Here is a 23,570-nt window from a genome sequence, read left to right as displayed (position 1 = left end):
CCCAATTCTATTGTTGTTTAAACTCGATTGTCCCGCTGGCATTACCTAATAAGGTGCCTTTAGCAATACTTTGCCGAACAACGAAGCCATCACCGACAAGCTTAAATTTCTTGCCGGTCAATTGTACAAATTTTAACACATCGGATTTCGACCAACCAGTGAGATCAGGCATCGTCATGGCACCATTCGTCAAAAGTAACACCCGTGAATCCCGCAATGCTTTGGTTCCGCTTGCTGGCAACTGTTGGACGATTTTATTCCCGGTTCCGATCGTTGCTACGTCAAATCCGGCCTTTTTAACGGTATCCTGTGCACTCGCCAATGCCGCATTGGTGACAGCAGGCACTTCAGCAGTGTTGGTTTCACCTGACACCGTGCTATTCGCTGTCGTGTCCAAAGCCCGTTGCATCATCGGCTTGAAGATGCTTGCCAAGATTGATTCTGCTGGTTCCGTCATCTTCTGTGGCTGTTTCATCGCAACGTATAAGACATACTTTGAATTGGAGGCCGGCGCAATTCCGGCAACGCTAAACGTGTAATTGGAATCCCCGGTTAAATAGCCGCCTTGAGCACTAGCAATCTGACCGGTCCCGGTTTTAACGGCTAAGTCAACACCCGGCATTTTATAAGCCACCCCGGTTCCGTCTTCGTCATTAACCACGTGACGCATGGCATCAATAACCTGAGCTGCCGTTTCCTTTGAGATCGGCTGACCCACCACTTCCGGCTTATAAACAGTGGCTTTACCGTTCTTGTTAACCACCTTGGATACAATCTGCGGCTTAAGCATCTTGCCATCATTTGCCACCGCACTGATTGCCTGCATCATTTGCATCACATTGACTTCAATGCCTTGACCAAAGGCGGTGATAGCCTGATCCAATGGACGTTGAAAACTAATCCGGCCACTTGTTTCTCCCGGTAACGTAATGCCGGTTTTTTGGCCAAATTTAAATTTATCCAAATAACTCTTCCAAATGCCGGCACCCATTTCCTGTTCGATCTTAACCATGCCGACATTACTCGATAACGGAAACGCTTTGCTCAGCGGAATGGATCCCCAGCCGCCTGTCCGCCAATCGTTAACCGTGCCGCCATCAAGCTTAACCGATCCGGACTGGAAATATTCATTGGGGTGATACTTACCGCTTTGAATAGCAGCAGCCAAGGTCATGATCTTCATTACCGATCCCGGCTCATAATTATCCTCAACCAAAGAATCCCGCCACATATCGCCTAATCCTTCGCCAGTCGAAGCATCAAACGTTGGACGCTGTGTGGCAGCTAAAATACGTCCGGTCTTGGCATTCATCAAAACCGCCGTCATGCCTTTAGGTTCATATTTGGTTTGAACGTCTGTCATAAGAGTTTCCAAATAAGCTTGAAGGCCACTATCAAGCGTTGTATAGACACTGCCGCCATTCACTGGGGCCTTGGCTTTGGTCTTGGCATTAGGCAGTTTATATCCATATGCATCTGTTTCACTTCGCCGATAGCCATTGGTGCCGGTTAAAACGGTATTAAATTGTTTCTCTAACCCCATCACCCCGGTCAAACCGCCGCCATTATCCTGCGCTTGTGCCAACCCAATCACATGACTGGCAAACACACCATTAGGATAAAGCCGCGATGGGGTTTCGCGAAAATGAATCCCCGGCAATTTCTCAGCTTCGATTTGTTTTTTGATCGCCAAACTTAATTTCGTCCCTGGCCGACCAAACTCGACTTGGAAAAGATTCTTACTTGGATTTAAACGTGCTAAAACTTTATCTTCACCAATCGCCAAATAACGACTCAGTATTTTGGCCGTTTTAGCTTTGTTGGTGACATAATCAGGCTTATCGCCATTTTTGTTTTGCTTATCGAGGATGGCATAAATGGTATACGTATTTGAATCTTCGGCGATCACATTACCACTACGATCCAAAATAGCACCCCGCTGCGCTTGCAAAACGGTGTCGGTCTGATACTGCTTTTGCCGCTGCTTCGCCAGATTATTTGAATCCACTTCGCCAATGGTCGCAACAAAAGAAAAACGAAGAACGAACCCACCGAGTACCAGAAGCGTAAACCCGATCAGCCCAATACCGAAAAATTTACGGTTGCGGGCTGGATGTGCATTCGTTGATCGTTTCGATTTGAAAATTTTCATTGATTATCAACACGCCTTATATTGCCGTTAATGACTTTAAATCCATGGGCCTTAGCAAAGGCATCAAGTCGTTCGGAGTTGGAGAGTTCGCCAATTTCTTGCTTGAGATTCGCCGTGGCTTGCGATTGCTTCATAATTTGCGCCTGTAAATCTTCATACTGGCGTTGCGTGTTGCTCAAGCGATTTTGCATGAACAAACAAACGACACAAACAACTGTTGCTAAAACGCCACAGGCAAACATCATCGTTTTCTCGAACCCGCTAAAAGCAATATGTGTGTGCGGTGCGGGTGCAGGAGCTGATTTATGTACCGGTTTCGGTGCCGGTTGTTGCACTAAAGGCCTTGCTGTACTCTCAAGCATATATGGAACCCCCCTAATTGCGAATTTTTTCGATCACCCTGAGTTTGGCGCTGTGGGCACGATGGTTTTCAGCCAGCTCGGCCGCACTCGGTAAAATCGGTTTACGATTGACTAACTGGTAATGTGGTTGAGCAGCTTCCGGCACCACCGGCAACCCGCGCGGAACATCTTGGACGGTTGACACTTCTTTAAACATGGTTTTCACCAGCCGGTCTTCTAATGACTGGAAGGTAATGACACTGATGCGTCCCCCAACGTTAATCAGCTTGAGTGCCTGTTCCAAAGAAGCTTCTAGCGCGGATAATTCATCATTAACCGCGATTCGGATAGCCTGAAAGACTTTTTTAGCCGGATGGCCACCTGTTCGCCTTGCTTTAGCCGGAATTCCTGCCTTGATCAACTCAACAAGCTGGAAAGTGGTTGTAATCGGCGCTTGGGCACGAGCTTGCTCAATTCGACGCGCAATCTGCTTAGAAAAATGCTCCTCACCATAGCGCGAAAAGATCCGAACCAATTCAGCATACGGCCATTCATTGACAATCGTTTTGGCATCAAGCGTTTGCCGCTGATCCATCCGCATATCAAGCGGTGCATCGAAACGATAAGAAAAACCACGCTTTGAATCGTCAAATTGCGGCGAAGATACGCCAAGATCGTACAAAACCCCATCAACCTGCCTAATGTCCAAATCAGCCAAGGCTGCGCTTAAATCCCGAAAGTTTCGGTGAACCAGCGTTAGCTGCGGCGGTAACGTCCCAAACTGACGCTTGACCGCGGCGATGGCTGCTTCGTCTTGATCAAAGGCAATCAGACGCCCATTCGTAAGCTGATTTATAATCTGGCGGGTATGGCCTCCGCGTCCCAAAGTGGCATCCACATATGTACCATCCGACTTCACGGCCAAAGCCGCTGTTGCTTCTTTTAAAAGAACTGTCTCGTGTTTAAATTCTGTCATGGCTATAACCCAAAGTCCGTTAAGTTTTCTGAAATGTCATCAAAGTCTTCTTCAGCGGTGTCGGCAAATTGCTGCCAGCGCTCGGCATCCCAGACTTCAATGCGGGTATTGACCCCTACAAGGACGCAATCCTTTTTCAACGCCGCATGTTTGAACAGTGGCTTGGGAATATTGATCCGTCCCTGCTTGTCAATTTCACATTCGGTCGCGGCCGAAAAAAGAAAACGCGTGAAGGTGCGGGCATCTTTTTTTGCTAAGGGTAATGTGGCCAATTTCGCCTGCAGTTTGTCCCATTCCGCGATTGGATAACCAAAAAGGCAGCCATCCATGCCCCGGGTCAAAACAAACGATGCACCCAATTGCTCACGAAACTTGGCTGGAATAATCAGACGCCCTTTAGCATCGATACTGCGTTCAAATTCACCCATGAGCATGGCCTGCACCTCCCTACGATTTTCAGTCTACCACAACGCCCCACTCTTCTCCACATCTAACCACTTCTGAAGCAAAATTTAGTTATTTTATTGTTTAAAAAACATTTAAGCCACAAAAAATCCCGCGATCACAAGGATCACGGGATTTTTTCACAAGTGGTAAGTCGGTGGTGACTCAGCCCATAAAATAAATAAAAATACCGCTAAGCCACCAACAAGTGGTTGCCAGGGAGAGAATGCGCGTCAACATCCGCCAATATCGGTGAATAATCAGGTCATATTCGCGGATTACCTGCCAAACAACCAGAATCAAGGCAATCACCATCGCCGTAAACAGAATCACCCAGATGAAATTCGGACTTTTGGTAAAGGTTAACTCGAAAATGGCCCAGAGGTTCACCATTGTCAGTAAGAAAAACCACGAACCACCATGAAAGTCGAAATAGACGACAGCGGCAACAACCAAGAGCCACACTAAAATTGGTAATCCCAACGCAAGCAACACCATGACAATTCCCTCCAGCGGCAGCAACCACGTAAGGTGCTGTCTGTTGATACTTCTCAATTAACCGTACTCAAAGGAAAGAAAGGCGTCAAGCAGAAGTTAACGCTCTTCAGCGTAGGAATTCGCGTGTACGGACATTGTATTGGGTGCCATGACCAAAACCCGGTCATCACACCCAAGGCCAATAGTCCCCCTTTACGCCCATAACGCGTTCGCCAGCCCAGAAACCTGCGTGTAAGGACCTCGAACGCAATGGCCAAAAGCGGGCCATCACGTCCGAGGCCGCTTACACTCCGGTTTCTAACCGCGCCGGCTCGCGCTCAGTTTTAGTTGCCGTTTTTTCCAAAAACCAGTACAATGAGACCCAGCAGAACTTTAAAGGTGGTGTTTTCGGTGCAGAAAAAGAAAAAGAGCAAATTCCAGAAAATGACGATTATTAGTGCTTGGGTGATGATTATTATCACCGTGCTTGGTGTTGTTCTCACCGCGCTCGCAAGTTTGCAAATCATCTAATCCGATCACCAAATAACCACAAAGCCGCTGATTTTTCAGCGGCTTTTTTAATTACCAAAAAATCAGTGAATGGTTAGCCCATCACAAAATCGGCGCCAGCAATCGCGATAACTCTTCGGCCAAGCGTGCTGGTCGTTTCTTGGCCTTAATGACCTTTTGCGTATACGGCATGGCACGTTCCATATCCGCAAGAAATAGTTTTTGAAATGTTTTGCCTAAATGATGATCATAAAGAAACGCAGCAACTTCAAAGTTCAATTTAAATGAACGGATGTCGAAATTTGCGGTGCCGGTTGAAACATACTTGCCGTCAACCACAATCGTTTTAGCGTGTAAGAAACCCTCTTCATATAAAAAGGCCTGACCACCATTGGCAACTACTTGATTGAGGTAAAACTGCGATGCTTTGGCCATCAGACTCTGATTTGTTTTCTTCGGCACCATAATACGAACATCGACTCCCGCATTAGCCGCAATGGTCAATGCGTCCAACAAACTGTCATCGGGAACAAAATAAGGCGACTCGATCCAGATACTACGCTTGGCTTGATTAATCAAGCCTAAATAGCCAAGTTTAATTGCTTCAACCTGCTGCCCCGGTCCACCAGCGACAATCTGCATGGTTGTGTTTCCGGTGACAACCGGTTCACGAAACAGCACATCGACGTCTTTGACCTGTTGCTTCTTGCTAGTACCATTCCAATCCATCAGGAAACGCGCTTGAATCACGGCAACCGCCTTACCTTGAATTCGTAGCTGAGTATCCCGCAGTGTTGGCAAACCGCGATGTTCTTTGCCCAGATTAAACCCGCCCAAGTATGCCAAATGCCCATCAATCACAATCAGTTTGCGATGATTGCGAAAGTTGATGCGCGGATTCCACCGTCCGAGTTTGGTCGCCACAAATCGCTCCACCTGACCACCAGCTGCTGTCAAGCCTTTCCAAAAGCTAATCGGTAAACCGTGCGAACCAAACGTATCGTATAAAACGCGCACGGTGATCCCTGCTTGCGCCTTTTCAATCAGTAAATCACGCAATTGCCGGCCCACTGCATCAGGCTGAATCGTATAGGCTTCAATATGAATATGTTCGGTAGCCAAGCCAATATCTTCAAACAACTGTTTAAAAAAGGCTTCCCGCAAAGAAAGCACCTGAACTTCATTGTGAGTTGTGACCAACGCATCGTCCGCCCGCAATAACGTCCGCACCAGCTCCGAAACCCCACCGCTACCTGGCGTCCCAATCAACGGCTGCCCTGCCGCAAGCGCTTCTTGTTGCTGAACCACCAAATCATTAATGCCCAATAGCCGTTGCGTCATTAAATCCTGCATGCGATCCGCCCGCAGTTTACGCCCGAAGACAAAATAAATTAAGAAACCAACAAACGGCAGCAGCAACAGCACAAGCAGCCACGCCCATACAGCAGAAATATCACGATGGGACCGAAACACCGTCACAATCGCAATAAATGCATTAATGATATAAAGACCGCCAACAATCAGCCCAAGCCACATAAATTTCGCCTCCCTAACCAGACAATGTCACACCTCAGCCATTCGTCCAGTCTCTACATGCGATTATCATACTCTACTTTACAGAAAGTCAGGGGGAAAAGTCCAGTGAGCGTGAGCCAGCCCGGTTAGAAACCGGAACATAAGTGGCCTTGGGCGTGATGGCCATACTTTGGTCATTGCGCCCAAGGTCTTGATGTGCAGGTCCCTGCGCCGGTGAACGCGTTATGGACATAAACCAGAACCCAAGCGGCGTCAAGCGTGATGGCCATACTTTGGTCATTGCGCCCAAGGTCTTGATGTGCAGGTCCCTGCGCCGGTGAACGCGTTAAGGGAGGCGTGTTGAACAACCAACAAAAAAGCCGGAATCAAAGTTTTCATGCAGTTACCTGTCGCAATAGACAGTATCCACACAACCACAATGATTCCAGCTTCAACATAAAATTGCCATGATATCTAAACTCTGAACCCTTATCAGCGCTAACATACAACTCATTGTTCGACCTTGCCAAACCATTTCTTCTGCAGTTTAGCAATCGTTCCGTCTGCCTTCAACGCCTTCAATCCCGCGTTAATTTTCTCTCTTAAAACATGATCGGACTTGCGCATACCAACCGCAAACTGCTCTGGCGGGAATGAGTCGCCGATAATGTGATAACTTGCAGGATCCGGCTTGTGGGCAATGTAGTAACGTGCGTAAACCTCATCCATTAAAATGCCTTGAATTCGCCCAGCATCCAAGTCAATAAATGCATCATTGAAGGTATCGTAAAGGATCGGCGTTTTGTTGGCGATCATATTTTTTAACAATTTGGGTTGGGCATCTAAATCAAATGCCCCGCTTGATCCGGTTTGCACGCCCAAGGTTTTCCCCTTCATATCCTTCAACGTGTTAATCTGACTTTTGGTTTTGGTAACCACAATTTGATGGTTAATCAGATAATCATTCGAAAAAGCAACCTTTGCTTTCCGCTCCGGGGTCACGGAATAACCATTCCAAATTAAATCAATGGTCTGATTTTTCAATTCAGTTTCCTTCATCGACCAGTCGATGGTCTGGAAATCCGCTTTAATGCCATACCGTTTGAAAACCGCTTTGGCTAAATCAATGTCATAGCCGGCTAACTGCCCATTTTTTTGACGAAAACCCATGGGAACAAAGGTATCATCTAACCCAATCACAACTTTTTTGGTCCGTTCAATGCGCGGCCAGGAGTTGTCGACGGTTTCGCGCGCACATCCGCTGATTACGATACCGGCCATGGTCAAAAACACCATGACGGCCATTATCATTCGCCGTTTCATTGACCATCACCGCCTTTGCCAACGTGATAAGTCGTGTCTGCAACACTTTGGGCAAAGTCCATGTCATGGGTCACAACCACCTGAGTCATGCCGGATGCTTTAAATTGATTAACCATTGCGGCAACATTATCGCGCAACATTGGATCCAGCGCACTAGTCGGCTCATCGTATAAGAGAATTTGCGGATTTAGCGCCAATGCCCGTGCAATTGCCACCCGCTGCTTTTGGCCGCCAGACAGTGAATAAGGATACGCCTGCGCCTGATCGCTTAGTTCAAGTTGATTCAGAAGTTTCTTGGCTGTCGCATCGGCTTTTTGTTGATCAACCCCCTGCAAAGTAGGCGCCAAGGTAATATTGCGCATAACCGACAAATTCGGGAATAATTCAAAGTTCTGAAACACCACGCCGATCACACCTTGTTTGCGTAAAGCCTGCGCGGTCGTCGGCTGACCGTTCCAGATCATGGTGCCGCCATCAGCACTTTCCAAACCACTGATGATCCGCAACAAGGTGGTTTTACCGGCGCCACTGGGACCCACAATTGCTAACGTTTTGCCATCTTCAATCTTGACGTTAACATCCTTTAGAACTGGCCGCCCGTTAAACGCTTTGCTGATATTCTTGAGTTCTAACATTTTTAACCCTCCTAGCGATAATATGAAAATGCTGCTTCGATCCGTTTTTGTAGGAACGTCAGAATCAGCGTCAGCAGTAAGTAGATGACCCCGACCAATACCAGTGGCAGCAAGGTAACATCCCGCGCACTGGCAATGTTACCTGCTCGAAGCAAATCGCCTAAGCCAATGACGTAAACCAGGCTAGAATCCTTAACCAAGTTGATGACTTCATTACCGATGGAAGGTAGCACAATCTTGACAACCTGAGGAATCACCACAAACCGCAATGCCTGCCAGCGGGTCATGTTGAGGACCGTACTTGCTTCGAACTGACCTTCATCAATTGCGCCAAAGCCACCACGGAAGATTTCTGCGAAGTAAGCAGCATAATTCAAAATAAACGCGACTAAAGCAGCTGAGAAGCGGTCAAACACGATACCGATAATCGGCAGGCCGTAAAAGATAAACATCAGCTGCAACAACAGCGGCGTGCCCCGAAATACCCACACATAGCCTTCCAGCAAGCTTTTTCCTGCCTTACCAAGTAGCGATTTAGGCTTGGGAATTAAGCCGACTGATAAAATGAGACCCAGTGGAATGGCTCCGACTAAAGTGATGGCAAAAATCCCCAACGTCATTTTCACACCAGATAATAATGCCGGTAAAATCTGAAAAATATAAGTCATGGTGCTTCCTCCTTTGAACCTGCCTATATTTGAGTCGCACAGATCCGTTTCTTTTCTAATTGCGCTTTGTGGCTGTCGATGAGTTGAGCGGTTGGGCAACTTGTTCGTGGTATGAAAAAAGCGCCCTCTTGCTTGATGCAAGAGGACGCTTCTGCGCGGTACCACCTCAGTTTACCGATTGTTCACACACTCGGCCTCATGTGGTTGCAGCACCACACATGATTTCGGAAAAATCGCGACCATTAAAAAATCCTCTTACAGCACTTTGCTGTAAGAGGACGGCTTAAACCGCGGTTCCACCTCAGATTTGTCAATTGCTCACACAATCAACCTCATGTAGTTGCTTCAACCACGGCGATAACGAGCCCAACCGAGACGACCTACTGTTGTTCAATCGTCCACTCATGGATGTGTGATAAACGGATGGCTATTCGGTTTCCATCAACCCGAACTCGCTGTGAACCATGACCGCTTATCGATTCCACTCAACGCTTTAATGAATTGTCACTAAATTACACCGAACTTTAACGAAAGTCAACTGTTTCAGAAAATTAATCTTTAACAGCCGGCACAAAATCACCGTAAACCGTCTAATGATGGCGATGGAACAATTTTGACCAAAAGCCTTGTTTTTTCAAACGAATGTCCATCAACGGCACGCTATCACCTAGTAACCGGCGGGCAATATTACGGTAGCCTTTACTAGCAAGGTCATCCGGATCCATCACAATCGCTTCACCTTTGTTTGAACTCTCAATCACCCCATCATCGTCAACAATGATGCCGAGTAAATCAAGTCCCAGATGACTGGTAATCTCGTCAATATCCATCGAGCGGCCATCAGCTAACATATTTTGGCGAATGCGGTTGATAATGAGTCGCGGTTTGAGCGGCATATCACGTTGTTCCAGTAAGCCCACGACCCGATCCGCATCACTCACTGCCGATATCTCCGGGGTCGTGACCACAATCGCACCGTCAGCCGCCCCGGTCGCATTCCGAAACCCTTGTTCAATTCCAGCAGGCGAGTCCAAAATAATAAAATCAAAATCCGGTCGCAACTGTTCAACAATCTCAACGACCTGATCAGGTTCTAACGCGTCTTTTTCCGCATTTTGCGCTGCTGGCAGTAAATAAAGCAAATCGTCAAATCGTTTGTCCTTGATCAACGCTTGGTGTAGCTTCGCGCGGCCAGTGGCAACATCGACAATGTCGTAAATAATCCGGTTGGACAAACCCATGACAACGTCTAAGTTGCGTAGTCCAATATCAAGGTCCAACAAGACGACCCGCTTGCCTTGTAAAGCCAACGCGGTGCCGATATTTGCCGAAGTGGTGGTTTTGCCAACGCCGCCTTTACCGGAAGTCACTACTAACGCTGTCCCCATCTACATTGCCTCCATTTGCTTAAATAATCGCGGCCGAAGATTTGCTAGTTCAGCCAACTTGGTATGTGTCATCGTATGTAATTCGCTCAAATAAGCAACCGGTTTAACCGGATCATAATGGTCAGCGACAATTTCGATGACATCGGCGATTCGAACTTGACTAGCACCTTGCAAGTCACCCACAACAACTGCGCGGGTGTCTCCTTGACTGCCTGCCTGGATAACGCCACTAACCTTACCCATCACAAAAACATTGCCAGAAGCACACAGCGAGGCACCGGCATGTAAATCGCCTAAAAACAGCACATCGCCCATGACATCAATTGTTTGCCCTGATCGAACAACACCACCGATGCGATGGGTCATTTTAGCCGTCACCATATCGGCAACGACCGCTTTATCAACCACAGCACTCGTGATGCCATTAATTGAAAAGCGCGGGTAATCTTCAAATACAGCCTGAATTTGCGCCAACTGCTCTTCCGTTAAAAGCCGATTGCCCGTCTCCAAACGATAGCTGACATCACCGGTTGGCGTTTCTTCGTACAATTTGCCTAGTAATGTTTTCAGTGTCTGGATAATCTGCGTAAAATCCGCTGTATCTTGAAGGTGCAGCGCCAGACTATCATTTCGACCTTTTAAGACCACACTGTCCACATTATCACCCCAAATTATTCTTCCGCTAAATTCATCAACAATCGATGTAATGGACCATAGACAATCACAAAAAGGATGAGATTGACCGTTAATCCCGGCCCTAAATGATTCGCTATCAGCATAACAACACTGGCGGATCCGTAGCCAATAAAATGATTCGCAGCATAACTGGCAACCCCATAGAGCAACAACGCAATAATATAAACCATACCAACAAAAATTGGCGTGTGCGGGATATACGGCCGAATCTGGCGAACCACATAAATGACCAAGGCAAACAGCAACGCATTAATCCCTAGAATGCCCGTGTAGAAACTGTCGAATAACAACCCAATCAATGCCGCAATCCAGGTTATATACTTTTCTTGCGGCACCAACAACGTCACCATGACTAACCCTAACAAGGTCAATTGCGGCGTCCCCATAAAGTTCGGCTGCATGATCCACTGTGCCAGCACTGATGCTAGGCTGCCATCAATTAATAATAACAAAAGCAGCAGTAAAAAGATCCACCAATGTCCTGTGAAATGTTTTTCGTTTAACATGTTAGTCACCTTTGATCGTACGTGAGATGACGGTTACAACGGTGACATCGTTTAGATTTGCGGCGGGATCCAAATAAACGGTGTTGGCCAGCCCATAGTCATCTTTCTTGACGCTGGCGACTTTGCCAATCAGTAATCCTTTAGGTGTCATGCCACCTAAACCACTGGTAACCACCTCATCGCCTTTTTTAATCGCGGTATCCGTATTCAGCTCGCCGAGAATCAAATCACCGGTTTTTTCGTCATATCCGGTAATGATGCCGTTAACTTCTTTTTCGCCTTTAGTCTCAACGGCCGCCGCAATCCGGTCACTGGATTTATTGGCTGTTGATAGCATCTCAACTTTTGAACTCGTTCGATTGACCTCAACCACACGGCCAATCAACCCGGAACCTGCCATAACCGGCATGCCCTTCTTAACCCCGGCGGCACTTCCTTGGTTAATAACGACCATGTTGCGCCAGTCACTTGGTGTTCGTAAAATGACAGCAGCACTGATCTGCGCGTAATCCGTCAAAGTACCGTTAAGTTTCAACTGTTGCTTCAACTGCTTATTTTCGCGTTTTAAAGTTTGTACCTGCACCTTTGTCTGCGCTAAATTATCCAGCTGTTGCTTGAGGCGCTGATTCTCCTGAAACGTATCCATGAGATTATTGATGTCATCTAATCCATTGCGGGCAAAATCTCCCGGCAACGCGACTAACCGCCCGCCGATGCCAACAACATCATTGGCAATCCGCTGAATAAACGGCGGCGTATTGCGATTATTGCTCGCATAGATTGATCCAGCGACCAGACCAAGACTGACCAGCAATGCGATCATGAGGGCGATCAATTTTTTGTTGGAAAAGAATTTCTGCATTGGTTCCTCCGTCACACTCGCGAAAAGAGGCCAGGATCCTTCATCCCAGCCTCTTGCCACACGCAAACCATCTTCATTTATGGGCTGTTAACGCTTCTTTAAAACGTCAATATTCTTCAACGATTCACCAGTGCCGATTGCCACACAATCTAGTGGATCCTGCGCAATGAAGACCGGTACTTTGGTCTCATCGGAAATGACATCCGGTAAATGCTTCAAAAGCGCACCGCCGCCTGTCAACACAATCCCATGATCAATGACATCGGCAGCGATTTCTGGTGAGGTTTCCTCTAGTGTTTCTTTAATCGCCGTGATGATATCAAGCACGTTTTCATGAATAGCTGAGGCAATATCCGTTGCCGAAATATCGATGGTCTTTGGCAGGCCGCTCAATAAATCACGGCCGCGCACGGTCATCCCATCGATATCGGCAGCCTTTTCAACCGATGCCGAACCAATTTGAATCTTCATGGCTTCAGCCGTACGTTCGCCGATGAGCAAATTAAAGTTCTGGCGTAAATGATTGATGATGGCTTCATCAAACTTGTCACCAGCCACCCGAATCGAGCGACTCGAAACAATACCGCCTAATGAAATCGTTGCGACATCAGTGGTGCCGCCGCCAATATCAACAACCATACTACCGGTCGGGTCCATAACCGGCAGACCGGCACCGATTGCAGCAGCGTAAGGTTCTTCAATGACGAAAGCATCGCGTGCTCCTGCGACTTTTGCAGCGTCAATAACGGCCCGTTTTTCAACTTCCGTCACGCCGCTTGGCACACAAATCATCACTTGCGGGTGGCTGCCGTTACCTAATGCTTTTTGCATGAAGTATTTTAACATGGCCGCAGTTGTGTCGTAGTCAGCGATGACCCCATCTTTCATTGGTCGGATCGCCACGATATTGGTCGGGGTACGACCGATCATGTCGCGGGCTTCTTCACCAACGGCAATGACTTCTTCCGTCTGGGTATTCTTCGCGACCACGGAGGGTTCATTTAACACAATGCCCTTGCCGTCGACGTAAACTAAGGTATTTGCGGTGCCAAGATCGATCCCGATATTCTTTGATCCAAATCCAAACAAGACGTTCTCTCCTTATGCTGACTCATTTCGTATTAACTCCATGCATTATAGCATATTATTTTCTGTGACAAAATGTGAAACCGCCTGTTTTTGCCCTCATTGCGCCAATTTCAGAAAACCTTACAACTTTTTAGCAAATTAATTAAATTCCGGATCATCGCGCGCAAACGAATAATACGACTGCCGCCCAATGATCAAGTGGTCAAGCAGGTGCATGCCGAGTAACGCTGCCGCCAGCTGGAATCGCGTTGTTGTATCACGATCGGCCTGACTCGGAGAAGGATCACCGCTGGGATGATTGTGCACCATGATCAAATTCGTGGCGCTTAGTTTTAATGCTTCCCGAAACACCACCCGCGGATCGGCTAAGGCTGAATCCACCGTTCCAATTGCCACGATTTGTTCTGTGATGATTTGATTCTTGACATCCAAAAATAAAATCAACATGGATTCCTGATTAGCTCCGGCAAAGCGTGACACCATCGTTTTACCCAGTTGCTCGCTATTTTTGATCTGCCCATATCGAACCGATTGACGACGCATGACCCGCCGTCCTAACTCCACACCCGCCAAAATGCTGGCCCGTTTAGCCGCGCCTAGTCCGCGAATATGGTCCAGTGAATCACCATCACCTTCTGCTAAGCCTCGTAATGCTGGATAAGTGGTCAACACCTCGCTGACAATTTCCTGGACCGGATAGTGCTGGTTGCCTGCGCGCACAATCAATTGCAATAATTCCGCATCCGTCAGTGCCTGTGGTCCATGCGCCAATAAACGCTCACGTGGTTGTTCAGTCGCATCTGCCATCGTCTTTCCCTCCGTCATGCCGCTTTCAGAGTGAGGCGCTGCATGCTCTTCAGCCTTCTCTGATGGGGCCGCCATTTTGAGTCATCTGAAGACTCATTATGGACATTACGCAAAAGCAGGATGATTTTGCAGCCAGTCAGGCAAATCCGTGATCGCAGCTAAAATCGCGGTCGCCTTATGATCCGGCGCTTGACCGATGCCTGGAATCATGACGACCGGGAGCCCGGCCCCTTCTGCTGCGGCCACACCCACATGCGTATCTTCAACGACAATCGCTGGTGTCTCAGGCAACTTGGTTTTCATCACGTGATAAATTTCCGGATCAGGTTTGTGTGCCGTCACATCACTGCCAGTCAGAATCGGGTCAAACCGCTTCACCCAACCAGTTGCAGCCAACACCACGTCAACGTAATGTTTGGCACTACTTGTTGCCAACGCTAATCGATAACCCATCCGATCAAGCATCTGCAACGTTTTGTCAACTCCGGGTAAGACAAAATCGGCACCGCTGCGAATCTGGTCCAAAACATCCTGAGTTGAAAATTGCTGGAACCATGCGGCATGATCGGCCCCAACCAAATCGGCAATGATTTTAGCTTCACTTGGTCCGGCAGATCCGACTAATGGCCGAAAATCTGCTTCTGTCCGGTGCAGTCCCAATACTGCCGCGGCTTTAACATTACTTTTAAGGTAAAGTGCTTCAGTGTTAACCAGTGTCCCGTCAAGATCAAAGATGACTGTTGCGGTCATGATTTTCCCCCTAATAAAGTTTGACGAACAGCTGAGGCTAAATACAGCGAACCGGTGATCACAATCGGCTGATCCGGCACATCATTAAGACTCGCCGCCAATGCTTCCTGCCACGAATCCTTTAACCGACCTTCGTGCAGCGCCTCATAACCAGCCTCAGGCAAGGCGCGCGGCGTCCCTGGCACCGGAACCAGATAAACCGTGGAAAATGCCGCGGTCAGCTTATCCGCCATCGCCGCATAGTCTTTATCCGCCAAGATGCCGGCAATAACAGTAATGGGTTGGGAAAAAAGTTGCTTTAGCGCCGTAACCAAACCATTGATGCCATCCGGATTGTGCGCCCCGTCAATGACGATCAAAGGCGTATCACTTATCTTTTCGAGTCGGGCTGGCCAATGACTGGCAGCAAGCCCTTGGCGAATATTCTGGGGCGTCAAAGGCCATCCTGTCTGCTTGGCATACACTTTTGCCGTTTGAATCGCAATTGCCATATTGCGTTGCTGGTAATCGCCAACCAACGGCACCTCCAGATCGCTAATACGTCCATCTTGGTCTTCATAAGTAAACCGTTGGCCCCAACCGTGAAGCTTAGCCTTAGGAACCGAAAAATCGCGGTCAAAACGCAACCATTGACTCCCTGTTGTCGCAACCTTGGCTGCGACAACGGCAGCAGCATCCGGCACCAAGTTACCGGTTACAACCGGAATACCCGGTTTGATAATACCAGCCTTATGTGTGGCAATTGCCGTAATCGTATGCCCCAGCAACTTCTGGTGATCTAAAGCCACCTCGGTCAAAACACTGACAACCGGCGTGATGACATTGGTCGAATCCGTGTAGCCGCCAATGCCGACTTCAATCACCGCAACATCAACCTGACGCTGACGAAAATACCAATACGCCAGCGCAGTAATGAATTCAAATTCCGTCACGTTAAAATCAGCTTGTTGCTGCTGAAGCCGTTCCAGTGCAGTCCTGACAAACGCAACCGCTTTGACTAACGCAGCATCCGGAATCGGTTCATGGTCAATCATGATCCGTTCATTAAACCGCATGATAAACGGCGAGGTATATAACCCGACTGTCAAACCGCTTGCCTCAAGGACATGTGCAATCGCATTAGCGGCTGAGCCTTTTCCATTAGTACCAGTCACGTGAATATACCGCCCTTGTTGCTGCGGATTGCCGAGTGCATGTAATAACGTTAAAATCCGCCGATGGTCACCGGTCTTGGCCAAGCGCGGAAAAGAATGAATATAGGCAACGCTTTCTGTGTAATTCATTGTTAACTTTCCTTATTTTTATCATTTAGGCAGCCAGCTTTCATACTGCTGCGATATATAGCTTCATCATACCAGAAAAATGGGCCCAACTTATGAGCTTAGCCAGTCAAATTCACGTTTTTATTGCTGCCAGAACCCATCGAACAAACGGCCGCGCGCCAGATTGCTTGCTTGCGGCATGCTTCAACCACGACCATCAAAAAAGCCGGTACTAGGGCTTAAAACTCAACCCTAATACCGGTTTTTTCATCATAAAATCGCTTAAAGCCACTTGGTAACTTAAGCTTGTTGTAATTGTTCCAACCGTTGCTTAGTGCTCGTTAGCTGATCTTCAAAATCACTGCGCTTAGTGCGTTGTTCTGCAACAACCGCTTCCGGTGCTTTGGATAAGAAGCCTTGGTTATTGAGCTTCTTGTCAATTCGGGCAATTTCTTGCTCAAGCTTCTTAGCATCTTTAGTCAGTTTGGCCTTTTCCTCGTCCAAATCAATTAATTCATTGAGCGGTACGAAAATGGTGGCGCCTGTGATCACCGCACTGCCCGCCATTTTAGGCTCGGCCACATCGGTTCCAACCGTGAAGGCTTTACTATTGACGAAGCGATCGATAAAGTCAAAGTTCTGTTCAAAGATTGGCTTCAAAGCAGGATCCGTCAATTTAACGATAATATCGACTTTGGTCTTAAGCGGAGCGCCGGCCTCTTTACGAATACCGCGAACGCCGCGGATGAGCGCAATGATCGCATCCATTGCACTGGTAGCGTCAGCATTTTCAAAGGCAGCGTTTGCCACCGGATAGCTCGCCGTCACAATTGATTTGCCTGTATGCGGTAACGCCAACCATAGTTTTTCCGTCACAAACGGCATCACTGGGTGCAATAGCCGTAAAATTTGATCCAGTGCATAAGCAAGGTTGACGCGCTTGGCTGCTTTGGCCTGCTCATCATCGCCGTAAAGTACTTCCTTACTCATTTCAACGTACCAGTCCGCGAAAACATTCCAGGTGAAGTTATACAGGGTTCGACCCATTTCACCAAATTCAAACCGCGCTGACAAATCCGTTACTTGTTTAATGGTTTCGTTCAATTGCGCAAAAAGCCACTTATCGGACAAATCAAAGGTACTTGGATCTGGCTGTTGCGGCGTATCCAAGTCGCCTAAGTTCATCATCACAAATCGGGAAATGTTCCAAATCTTATTGATGAAATTCCAGGCTGCTTCAACCTGTTTATAACTAAACCGTGTATCCTGTCCCGGTTTATTACCAGTAATCAGGAACCACCGCAAGGCATCGGCGCCGTATTTTTCAATCACATCCATTGGGTCAATCCCATTACCCAGTGACTTACTCATCTTCCGGCCTTGTTCATCGCGCATTAACCCGTGAATCAAGGTGTACTGGAACGGCCGTTGATGAGTAAAATGCAACCCTTGGAAAATCATCCGCGCAACCCAGAATGGAATGATATCGTAGCCAGTCACTAAGGTATCTGTTGGGTAATAACGCTTGTAATCCGGCGCATCGGTATTCGGCCACCCCATCGTGGAAAATGGCCACAATGCACTTGAAAACCAGGTATCCAGCACGTCAGGATCCTGCTTCCAGTTTTCAATGTCTTTTGGCGCTTCCATCCCGACATAGGTCTCACCGGTCTGCTTGTTGTACCAAGCCGGAATTTGATGGCCCCACCACAACTGCCGCGAAATAACCCAGTCATGAATATTTTCCATCCACTGCAAGTAGGTATGTTCAAACCGCTCAGGAACAAATGTCACTTTCTTGTCCGGCTCTTGCTGCGCTTTGATTGCCGCTTCAGCTAATGGTTTCATCTTGACAAACCATTGTGTTGACAACCGTGCTTCAACTTGAACGCCCGTACGTTCGCTATGGCCGACACTATGCACAATCGGTTCAACTTTAAGCAACAAACCGGCCTTATCCAAATCGGCCACCATAGCTTTACGGGCTTCAAAGCGATCCATTCCTTGATATTTGCCGGCATTTTCGTTCATCGTGCCATCGTCATTCATAGTGTTAATTCGTTTCAAATCATGACGATTGCCCACCTGAAAGTCGTTAGGGTCATGGGCTGGCGTGATTTTAACCGCCCCAGTCCCAAACTCAGGGTCAACGTAAGCATCTTCAATGATCGGGATTTTGCGATTGGCTAATGGCAAAATAAGTTCCTTGCCCACCATATCTTTATACCGCTCATCACCTGGGTGAACCGCCACCGCAGTATCACCCATCATGGTTTCCGGACGCGTCGTTGCAATCTCAATGTAGCCGCTACCGTCTGCGAACGGATATTTCACATGGTAAAAAGCACCTTTATCGTCTTTATGAATGACTTCAATATCCGATAGTGCCGTGCGCGCTTGCGGATCCCAGTTAACGATATATTCACCGCGATAAATCAAGCCTTGGTTATAAAGGTCAACAAACACCCGTCGAACCGCTTGATTCAGGCCCTTATCCAAAGTAAAGCGTTCCCGACTATAATCCAGTGACAAGCCCATTTTGGCCCATTGTCCATGAATGGTCTTGGCAAATTCGTCCTTCCATTCCCAGACTTTTTGGACAAACTTTTCACGGCCTAGGTCATAGCGGCTGATGCCTTCTTTGCGCAACTTGGCCTCAACTTTAGCCTGCGTGGCGATTCCGGCATGATCCATCCCTGGCAGCCACAAGGTATCAAACCCCTGCATACGCTTTTGGCGGATCACGATGTCTTGAAGCGTCGTATCCCATGCATGCCCCATGTGTAACTTACCGGTGACATTCGGCGGCGGAATCACGATTGAATACGGCTTAGCCTTCTTATCACCACTTGGTTTGAAGACATCTTCATCAAGCCATTCTTGATACCGGCCTTCTTCGACTGCTTTATGATCATACTTTGGTGCTAACGTTTCATCACTCACTGGCTCCACCTCACAAAATTTTTTCGTCCATCCGGTTTCTAGAATTGGCACGCGCTGATGCATCACCCGCACGCCAGCCCGAAAGCTGGGTCGCGCCGTGCGTATACACAAAAAAACGCCCTAATATCGATTATTAGGACGAGTCTACTCGCGGTACCACCTAAATTGGGAATCAATCCCCACTTGGTTCAGGATAACGGCTGTCACCGGCCGTTCCCTACTCACTTCAGGACGGCAGCTCACAAGCTACAATCACGCCCTTCTTTCGAGATTCACACCAACCATCCCGTCGCTGAAAAAAAAGACCGCAACCCTCTTGATCATTGCATTAGCTGCATTATAACCCGTGATCATGACAGGGTCAATGTGAGTGAGCGTGAACCGGCGCGGTTAGAAGTCGGAGTGTAAGTGGCCTTGGTCGTGATGGCCCGGGCTTGGCCATTGCGTCCAAGGTCCTTACACGCAGACTTCTGCGCCGGTGAACGCGTTATGGGCGTAAAGGCGGACTTGCGACCAAGGTCCTTACAGGCAGGTCCCTGCGCCGGGGAGCGCGTTATGGGCGTAAAAACGGATTTGCGCCAAGGTCCTTATATGCAAGTTTCTGGGCAGGTAAACACGTTATAACGAGCGTGATCCAGCTCACCAAGCAACACTAGCGCAACGGCTCCGTCACCTGTCGCGCAACCTGTTTTTGATGATCAACAAACAATAACGCCTGTAGCTCACTTGTCAGGTCAATGTAGCGAATCGTGGTTGTCGGTTTTGCCGGGACCGGCTTAGGGGCAAAGGTTAAAATAGCGGTTATGCCATTAGCCTCAAGTTGGTTAATAACGCTGGTCTGGGCGGAACTCGGCACACAGACAATGGCAGTATGCATCCCCGGGCGAATATTTTGGGCTAAAGTTGTGAGATCAAAAATCGGCACCCCGGCAATTGTCGTCCCAATGAGCTGCGGATCCGTGTCGAATCCCATCACAATGGTTAGATCCGGATTCCGGCGAAAATTATTGGTCAACAACGCCCGTCCGAGGTTGCCACACCCCACCAGTAACATCTGTTCTTCCGAGTGCACTTCTAATAACTCGCCAAACACCTGCGCAAGTAAATCAACCGAATAGCCATAGCCGCTACGCCCTAAATCGCCAAAATTGGAAAAATCCCGCCGAATGGTTGCTGGCGCGATATGAACCAGCTTACTTAGCCGATCAGACCGAACCCGCTTAACCCCCGCCTGTTGCAAATCTTTGACGGTTCGATAATAAACCGGGATTCGCTTAATCGTTGCCTGTGATAACGCTTGTTTACTGACGACCACCATCAACACCTCCGCACGTGTTTGTTACCATTTTCACATATTTAGTTTAACAAATTGCGCGCTCTTTTACCACTGTTTTTACTGAGCCATTTTATATTAACGATCTTTTCAAACCAGGAATTAAGCACAATGCGTCTTCTGCAGGTGACAACCATTTTTCGGGCAACCATGATGGTATTCGATCCAGCAACTTATTAATATCGCGAAATCTTGTGAATTATTTCTTTTTTAAGATCATTCGCCGACTTTTAACGCTAAACTAAAAAAGCGGTAGTTACCGATAAGCAAATAACTTATCAGCAACTACCGCTTTTATTCAATTTTTAAAGCAATTCTGCGATAACATCCTGATCCTGATTCAGGAACTGATCAGATGACTTGATCTCCTGAACCTTGATCCCGGCCAACGCGCGCGCCATCAAACCATCGACATCAAGTTTGCTTTCGTAATACCGTGCGCGATCCGTCTTTGGTTTGGTTTTAGGAGACGGCGGGGCAAAAATGGTACAACAGTCTTCAAACGGCATGATCGATAAATCATACGTGTCGATCTTTTCTGCCTCGGCAATAATCTCATTCTTATCCATGGTCGCAACCGGACGAATAATCGGCATCGTGGTGACATCATTGATTGCTGCCATTGATTCCAGCGTCTGTGAAGCCACCTGGCCGACTGACTCACCATTAAAGATAGCCAGATCGCCACGTTGTTTGGCTATCGCTTCGGTCAATCGCAACATCATTCGGCGTTGCACGGTCATCAGATAACCTTCCGGAACCGTTGCTTTGACAGCCTCCTGAATCTCGGTAAATGGCACTTCAATAAAGTAAATCCGGCCAACATAAGGGGTCAGCTTGGCCGTGAGTTGTTTAGCTTTATTCAGCGCCTGTTGACTAGTATAAGGCGGGCTGAAAAAGTGCACCATTTCAATGTCCACGCCACGTTTTAACGCATAGTAGCCTGCGACCGGCGAATCAATCCCGCCACTAAGCATCAAGGCCGCGCGCCCTGCTGTTCCAACCGGCAATCCGCCAGCGCCTTGAATCGTTTTAGTAGATAAATAAATCGCTTCACGGCGGACTTCAACTCGCAAAATCATATCAGGATGATGCATCTTGACAACTAAGTCCGGCCGCTTATCCGTCAAGAAATCGCCTAAATCAAGATTCACAGCATTGGTATCCAAGGCAAAGTCATGATCGCTCCGCCGCGTATTAACCTTATAGCTAATGCCGTGCGGTGCCGTTTCATTCATCAGCTGCAACGCAACCTCGTGGACTTTTGCCATATCCTTTTCTACGGCAATACTTGGTGAAAAATTCTGGATGCCGAATACCTGTGACAGTCGTGCCATCACCTGATCACTAGGCTCGCCATTCAATTCAATGTGCATCCGATCACGTTTAGGCCGAATGGTGAGATTGGGGAATTCATGCAGCGCTTGTGTAACGTTACCGTTCAAACGACCGATAAACGCTTGCCGATTTTTCCCCTTGGTCGAAAGCTCGCCGTAACGAACCATAATTTCTGAATATTGCATCTTAAAATCCTTTCATGTAGGCGGTACCCGATCCAGTAAAAACCGGTGATGCGTAAAAACAAGTTGGCAGTATCAGCCGCTATAACTGACACCCTGCCACTCCTCGCACTGGCAATGGCTGATGCTCGTTTAGACGGTCGCTTTATCAAGCTTGGCAAACTTTGCATAAATCGTATCAAACGCTGCATTAAACGCATCCGCTTCATCCAAAGTATTAGATTCATCCAAACTCACCCGAATCGCGGAAGTGGCAATTTTCGGGTCCGTATGCATGGCGGCCAAGGTACTGCTTTCCGTGCCTTTCTTACTTGAGCAGGCACTGGTTGTGGAAATGTAAATCTGATGATCCTCAAACGCATGAACAATCGTTTCGCCGCGGACACCAGCAATGGCAAAACATAAAACATGTGGGGCAAAATCCGGTGTTAACTGACTAAACATCGTCACCTTGGGCTTTTGGCTGACATGTTCAAAAATCCGCTTGCGAACTGCTTGCTGCCGAGCCACGTTAGCATCTTCATTAGCCAAAAGTAAGCGCAGCGACTTGGCCATTGCCGCAATCGCCGGAACATTTTCCGTGCCTGAGCGCCAATCATGTTCCTGACCGCCACCGGTTAGCAACGGATCAAGCATGCGACCCTCTTTGGCATAGATAAAGCCGGTACCGCGGGGAGCATGAAACTTATGGCCGGAAAAACTGAGAAAATCAATCCGCGGATCCTGCAACGCTGCATCCAAGCCCTTACCAACGGCTTGTACAGCATCAACATGAAAATGAATATTCGGATAATTATCCAACACCCGCGCGGCCTGAACAATCGGCTGCATACTGCCAATTTCATTATTAACCGCCATAATCGACACCAAAATCGTATCTTTGCGAATAGCCGCTTTCAAATCGTCAATATGAATAAAACCGCGCCGATCAACCGGCAAATAAGTCACTTCAAATCCCAGTTTCTCTAGCTGTTTCATCGTATTGATCACAGCCGGATGCTCGATACTGGTCGTAATCAGATGACGGCCAAATTCGCGCTTAGCCATGGCAGTGCCTTTAATCACCCAGTTATCGCCTTCAGTTCCACCGCTCGTAAAATAAATCTCGTCCGGCTTAGCACCGATTAATTTAGCAATCTGGGCTCGCGAACTCTGCAAAACCTCATTTGCTTTAGTTCCCAGAGCATGCAAACTGCTGGGATTACCAAAAAAATCCGTGCTGACCTTGTTATAAGTCGCCAACGCATCAGGCGAAATCTTCGTCGTTGCACTATTATCAAAATAAATCATCAGCCGGCCCCTTCCGTTAATTCGACTGGATTGAATTATAGACAAAAAGTTAGTAAGTTTCAAGAGCGTGAACCGGCGCGGTT

General features: G+C 47.8%; 22 protein-coding genes and 2 other annotated features. Of the genes, 1 reads left to right on the top strand and 21 read right to left on the bottom strand.

Annotation, left to right across the window (positions count from 1 at the left end):
* Positions 1 to 7: 7 nt before the first annotated feature.
* The 5 genes from ACWP87_RS00155 to ACWP87_RS00135 form a co-directional block, all read right to left on the bottom strand.
* Positions 8 to 2,152 (bottom strand): penicillin-binding protein, encoded by a 2,145-nt coding sequence (locus ACWP87_RS00155; protein WP_014569584.1) that lies wholly within the window; start codon positions 2,150 to 2,152, stop codon positions 8 to 10.
* On the bottom strand, positions 2,149 to 2,514 hold the full coding sequence (gene ftsL / locus ACWP87_RS00150) for a cell division protein FtsL (RefSeq protein ID WP_005685575.1): 366 nt from the start codon (positions 2,512 to 2,514) through the stop codon (positions 2,149 to 2,151). Before ftsL ends, ACWP87_RS00155 begins: the two co-directional genes overlap by 4 nt.
* 13 nt (positions 2,515 to 2,527) lie before the next feature.
* On the bottom strand, positions 2,528 to 3,469 hold the full coding sequence (gene rsmH / locus ACWP87_RS00145; RefSeq protein WP_014569582.1) for a 16S rRNA (cytosine(1402)-N(4))-methyltransferase RsmH: 942 nt from the start codon (positions 3,467 to 3,469) through the stop codon (positions 2,528 to 2,530).
* A gap of 2 nt (positions 3,470 to 3,471) precedes the next feature.
* Positions 3,472 to 3,903 carry a division/cell wall cluster transcriptional repressor MraZ gene (mraZ, locus tag ACWP87_RS00140; RefSeq protein WP_005685573.1) on the bottom strand — a complete coding sequence of 144 codons (432 nt, stop codon included), beginning with the start codon at positions 3,901 to 3,903 and terminating at the stop codon, positions 3,472 to 3,474.
* Between the two features lie 175 nt (positions 3,904 to 4,078).
* Positions 4,079 to 4,411: a hypothetical protein gene (locus ACWP87_RS00135; RefSeq protein WP_005689139.1), complete on the bottom strand. Its 333-nt coding sequence runs from the start codon at positions 4,409 to 4,411 to the stop codon at positions 4,079 to 4,081.
* A gap of 390 nt (positions 4,412 to 4,801) precedes the next feature.
* Here ACWP87_RS00135 and ACWP87_RS00130 point away from each other — a divergent pair, with 390 nt between their 5' ends.
* Positions 4,802 to 4,921: a DUF4044 domain-containing protein gene (locus ACWP87_RS00130; RefSeq protein ID WP_005713817.1), complete on the top strand. Its 120-nt coding sequence runs from the start codon at positions 4,802 to 4,804 to the stop codon at positions 4,919 to 4,921.
* 81 nt (positions 4,922 to 5,002) lie between these two features.
* Here the strand turns inward: ACWP87_RS00130 and cls are convergent, their stop codons facing one another.
* The 16 genes from cls to ACWP87_RS00050 form a co-directional block, all read right to left on the bottom strand.
* Positions 5,003 to 6,436 (bottom strand): cardiolipin synthase, encoded by a 1,434-nt coding sequence (gene cls, locus ACWP87_RS00125; protein WP_005688309.1) that lies wholly within the window; start codon positions 6,434 to 6,436, stop codon positions 5,003 to 5,005.
* Positions 6,437 to 6,925: 489 nt separating this feature from the next.
* Positions 6,926 to 7,738 carry an amino acid ABC transporter substrate-binding protein gene (locus ACWP87_RS00120; protein WP_014569580.1) on the bottom strand — a complete coding sequence of 271 codons (813 nt, stop codon included), beginning with the start codon at positions 7,736 to 7,738 and terminating at the stop codon, positions 6,926 to 6,928.
* Positions 7,735 to 8,373, bottom strand: a complete 639-nt coding sequence (locus ACWP87_RS00115) for an amino acid ABC transporter ATP-binding protein (RefSeq protein ID WP_014569579.1) — start codon at positions 8,371 to 8,373, stop codon at positions 7,735 to 7,737. Before ACWP87_RS00115 ends, ACWP87_RS00120 begins: the two co-directional genes overlap by 4 nt.
* Positions 8,374 to 8,384: 11 nt before the next feature.
* Complete coding sequence (locus ACWP87_RS00110) at positions 8,385 to 9,041, bottom strand: amino acid ABC transporter permease (RefSeq protein ID WP_005684790.1); 657 nt, start codon at positions 9,039 to 9,041, stop codon at positions 8,385 to 8,387.
* A gap of 271 nt (positions 9,042 to 9,312) precedes the next feature.
* Positions 9,313 to 9,539 (bottom strand) — a binding site (T-box leader).
* A gap of 92 nt (positions 9,540 to 9,631) precedes the next feature.
* Positions 9,632 to 10,429, bottom strand: a complete 798-nt coding sequence (gene minD / locus ACWP87_RS00105; protein ID WP_005684791.1) for a septum site-determining protein MinD — start codon at positions 10,427 to 10,429, stop codon at positions 9,632 to 9,634.
* Positions 10,430 to 11,086 (bottom strand): septum site-determining protein MinC, encoded by a 657-nt coding sequence (locus tag ACWP87_RS00100; protein WP_014569578.1) that lies wholly within the window; start codon positions 11,084 to 11,086, stop codon positions 10,430 to 10,432. It lies immediately after the preceding gene.
* 14 nt (positions 11,087 to 11,100) lie between these two features.
* On the bottom strand, positions 11,101 to 11,631 hold the full coding sequence (mreD, locus tag ACWP87_RS00095) for a rod shape-determining protein MreD (RefSeq protein ID WP_005684793.1): 531 nt from the start codon (positions 11,629 to 11,631) through the stop codon (positions 11,101 to 11,103).
* Position 11,632: 1 nt separating this feature from the next.
* Complete coding sequence (gene mreC / locus ACWP87_RS00090) at positions 11,633 to 12,493, bottom strand: rod shape-determining protein MreC (protein ID WP_005684794.1); 861 nt, start codon at positions 12,491 to 12,493, stop codon at positions 11,633 to 11,635.
* An 87-nt stretch (positions 12,494 to 12,580) separates the two neighbouring features.
* Positions 12,581 to 13,582, bottom strand: coding sequence for a rod shape-determining protein (locus ACWP87_RS00085; protein ID WP_005684795.1), 1,002 nt, complete (start codon positions 13,580 to 13,582; stop codon positions 12,581 to 12,583).
* Positions 13,583 to 13,720: 138 nt separating this feature from the next.
* Positions 13,721 to 14,389, bottom strand: a complete 669-nt coding sequence (gene radC / locus ACWP87_RS00080; protein ID WP_005713815.1) for a RadC family protein — start codon at positions 14,387 to 14,389, stop codon at positions 13,721 to 13,723.
* A gap of 105 nt (positions 14,390 to 14,494) precedes the next feature.
* Positions 14,495 to 15,139 (bottom strand): HAD family hydrolase, encoded by a 645-nt coding sequence (locus tag ACWP87_RS00075; protein WP_014569577.1) that lies wholly within the window; start codon positions 15,137 to 15,139, stop codon positions 14,495 to 14,497.
* The gene (locus ACWP87_RS00070) at positions 15,136 to 16,422 is read right to left on the bottom strand and encodes a bifunctional folylpolyglutamate synthase/dihydrofolate synthase (protein WP_014569576.1); all 1,287 of its coding nucleotides are present in this window, start codon (positions 16,420 to 16,422) and stop codon (positions 15,136 to 15,138) included. Before ACWP87_RS00070 ends, ACWP87_RS00075 begins: the two co-directional genes overlap by 4 nt.
* A 279-nt stretch (positions 16,423 to 16,701) precedes the next feature.
* Positions 16,702 to 19,344, bottom strand: a complete 2,643-nt coding sequence (locus ACWP87_RS00065; protein WP_015764936.1) for a valine--tRNA ligase — start codon at positions 19,342 to 19,344, stop codon at positions 16,702 to 16,704.
* Between the two features lie 131 nt (positions 19,345 to 19,475).
* Positions 19,476 to 19,677, bottom strand: a binding site (T-box leader).
* A 319-nt stretch (positions 19,678 to 19,996) separates the two neighbouring features.
* Complete coding sequence (locus tag ACWP87_RS00060) at positions 19,997 to 20,659, bottom strand: redox-sensing transcriptional repressor Rex (RefSeq protein WP_015764935.1); 663 nt, start codon at positions 20,657 to 20,659, stop codon at positions 19,997 to 19,999.
* A gap of 323 nt (positions 20,660 to 20,982) precedes the next feature.
* Complete coding sequence (gene thiI / locus ACWP87_RS00055) at positions 20,983 to 22,200, bottom strand: tRNA uracil 4-sulfurtransferase ThiI (protein ID WP_014569572.1); 1,218 nt, start codon at positions 22,198 to 22,200, stop codon at positions 20,983 to 20,985.
* Positions 22,201 to 22,329: 129 nt separating this feature from the next.
* Positions 22,330 to 23,487, bottom strand: a complete 1,158-nt coding sequence (locus tag ACWP87_RS00050; protein ID WP_014569571.1) for a cysteine desulfurase family protein — start codon at positions 23,485 to 23,487, stop codon at positions 22,330 to 22,332.
* Positions 23,488 to 23,570: the final 83 nt, after the last annotated feature.

Source organism: Lacticaseibacillus sp. 22, from assembly GCF_055413445.1.
This window is presented reverse-complemented; position numbering and strand designations above follow the sequence as displayed.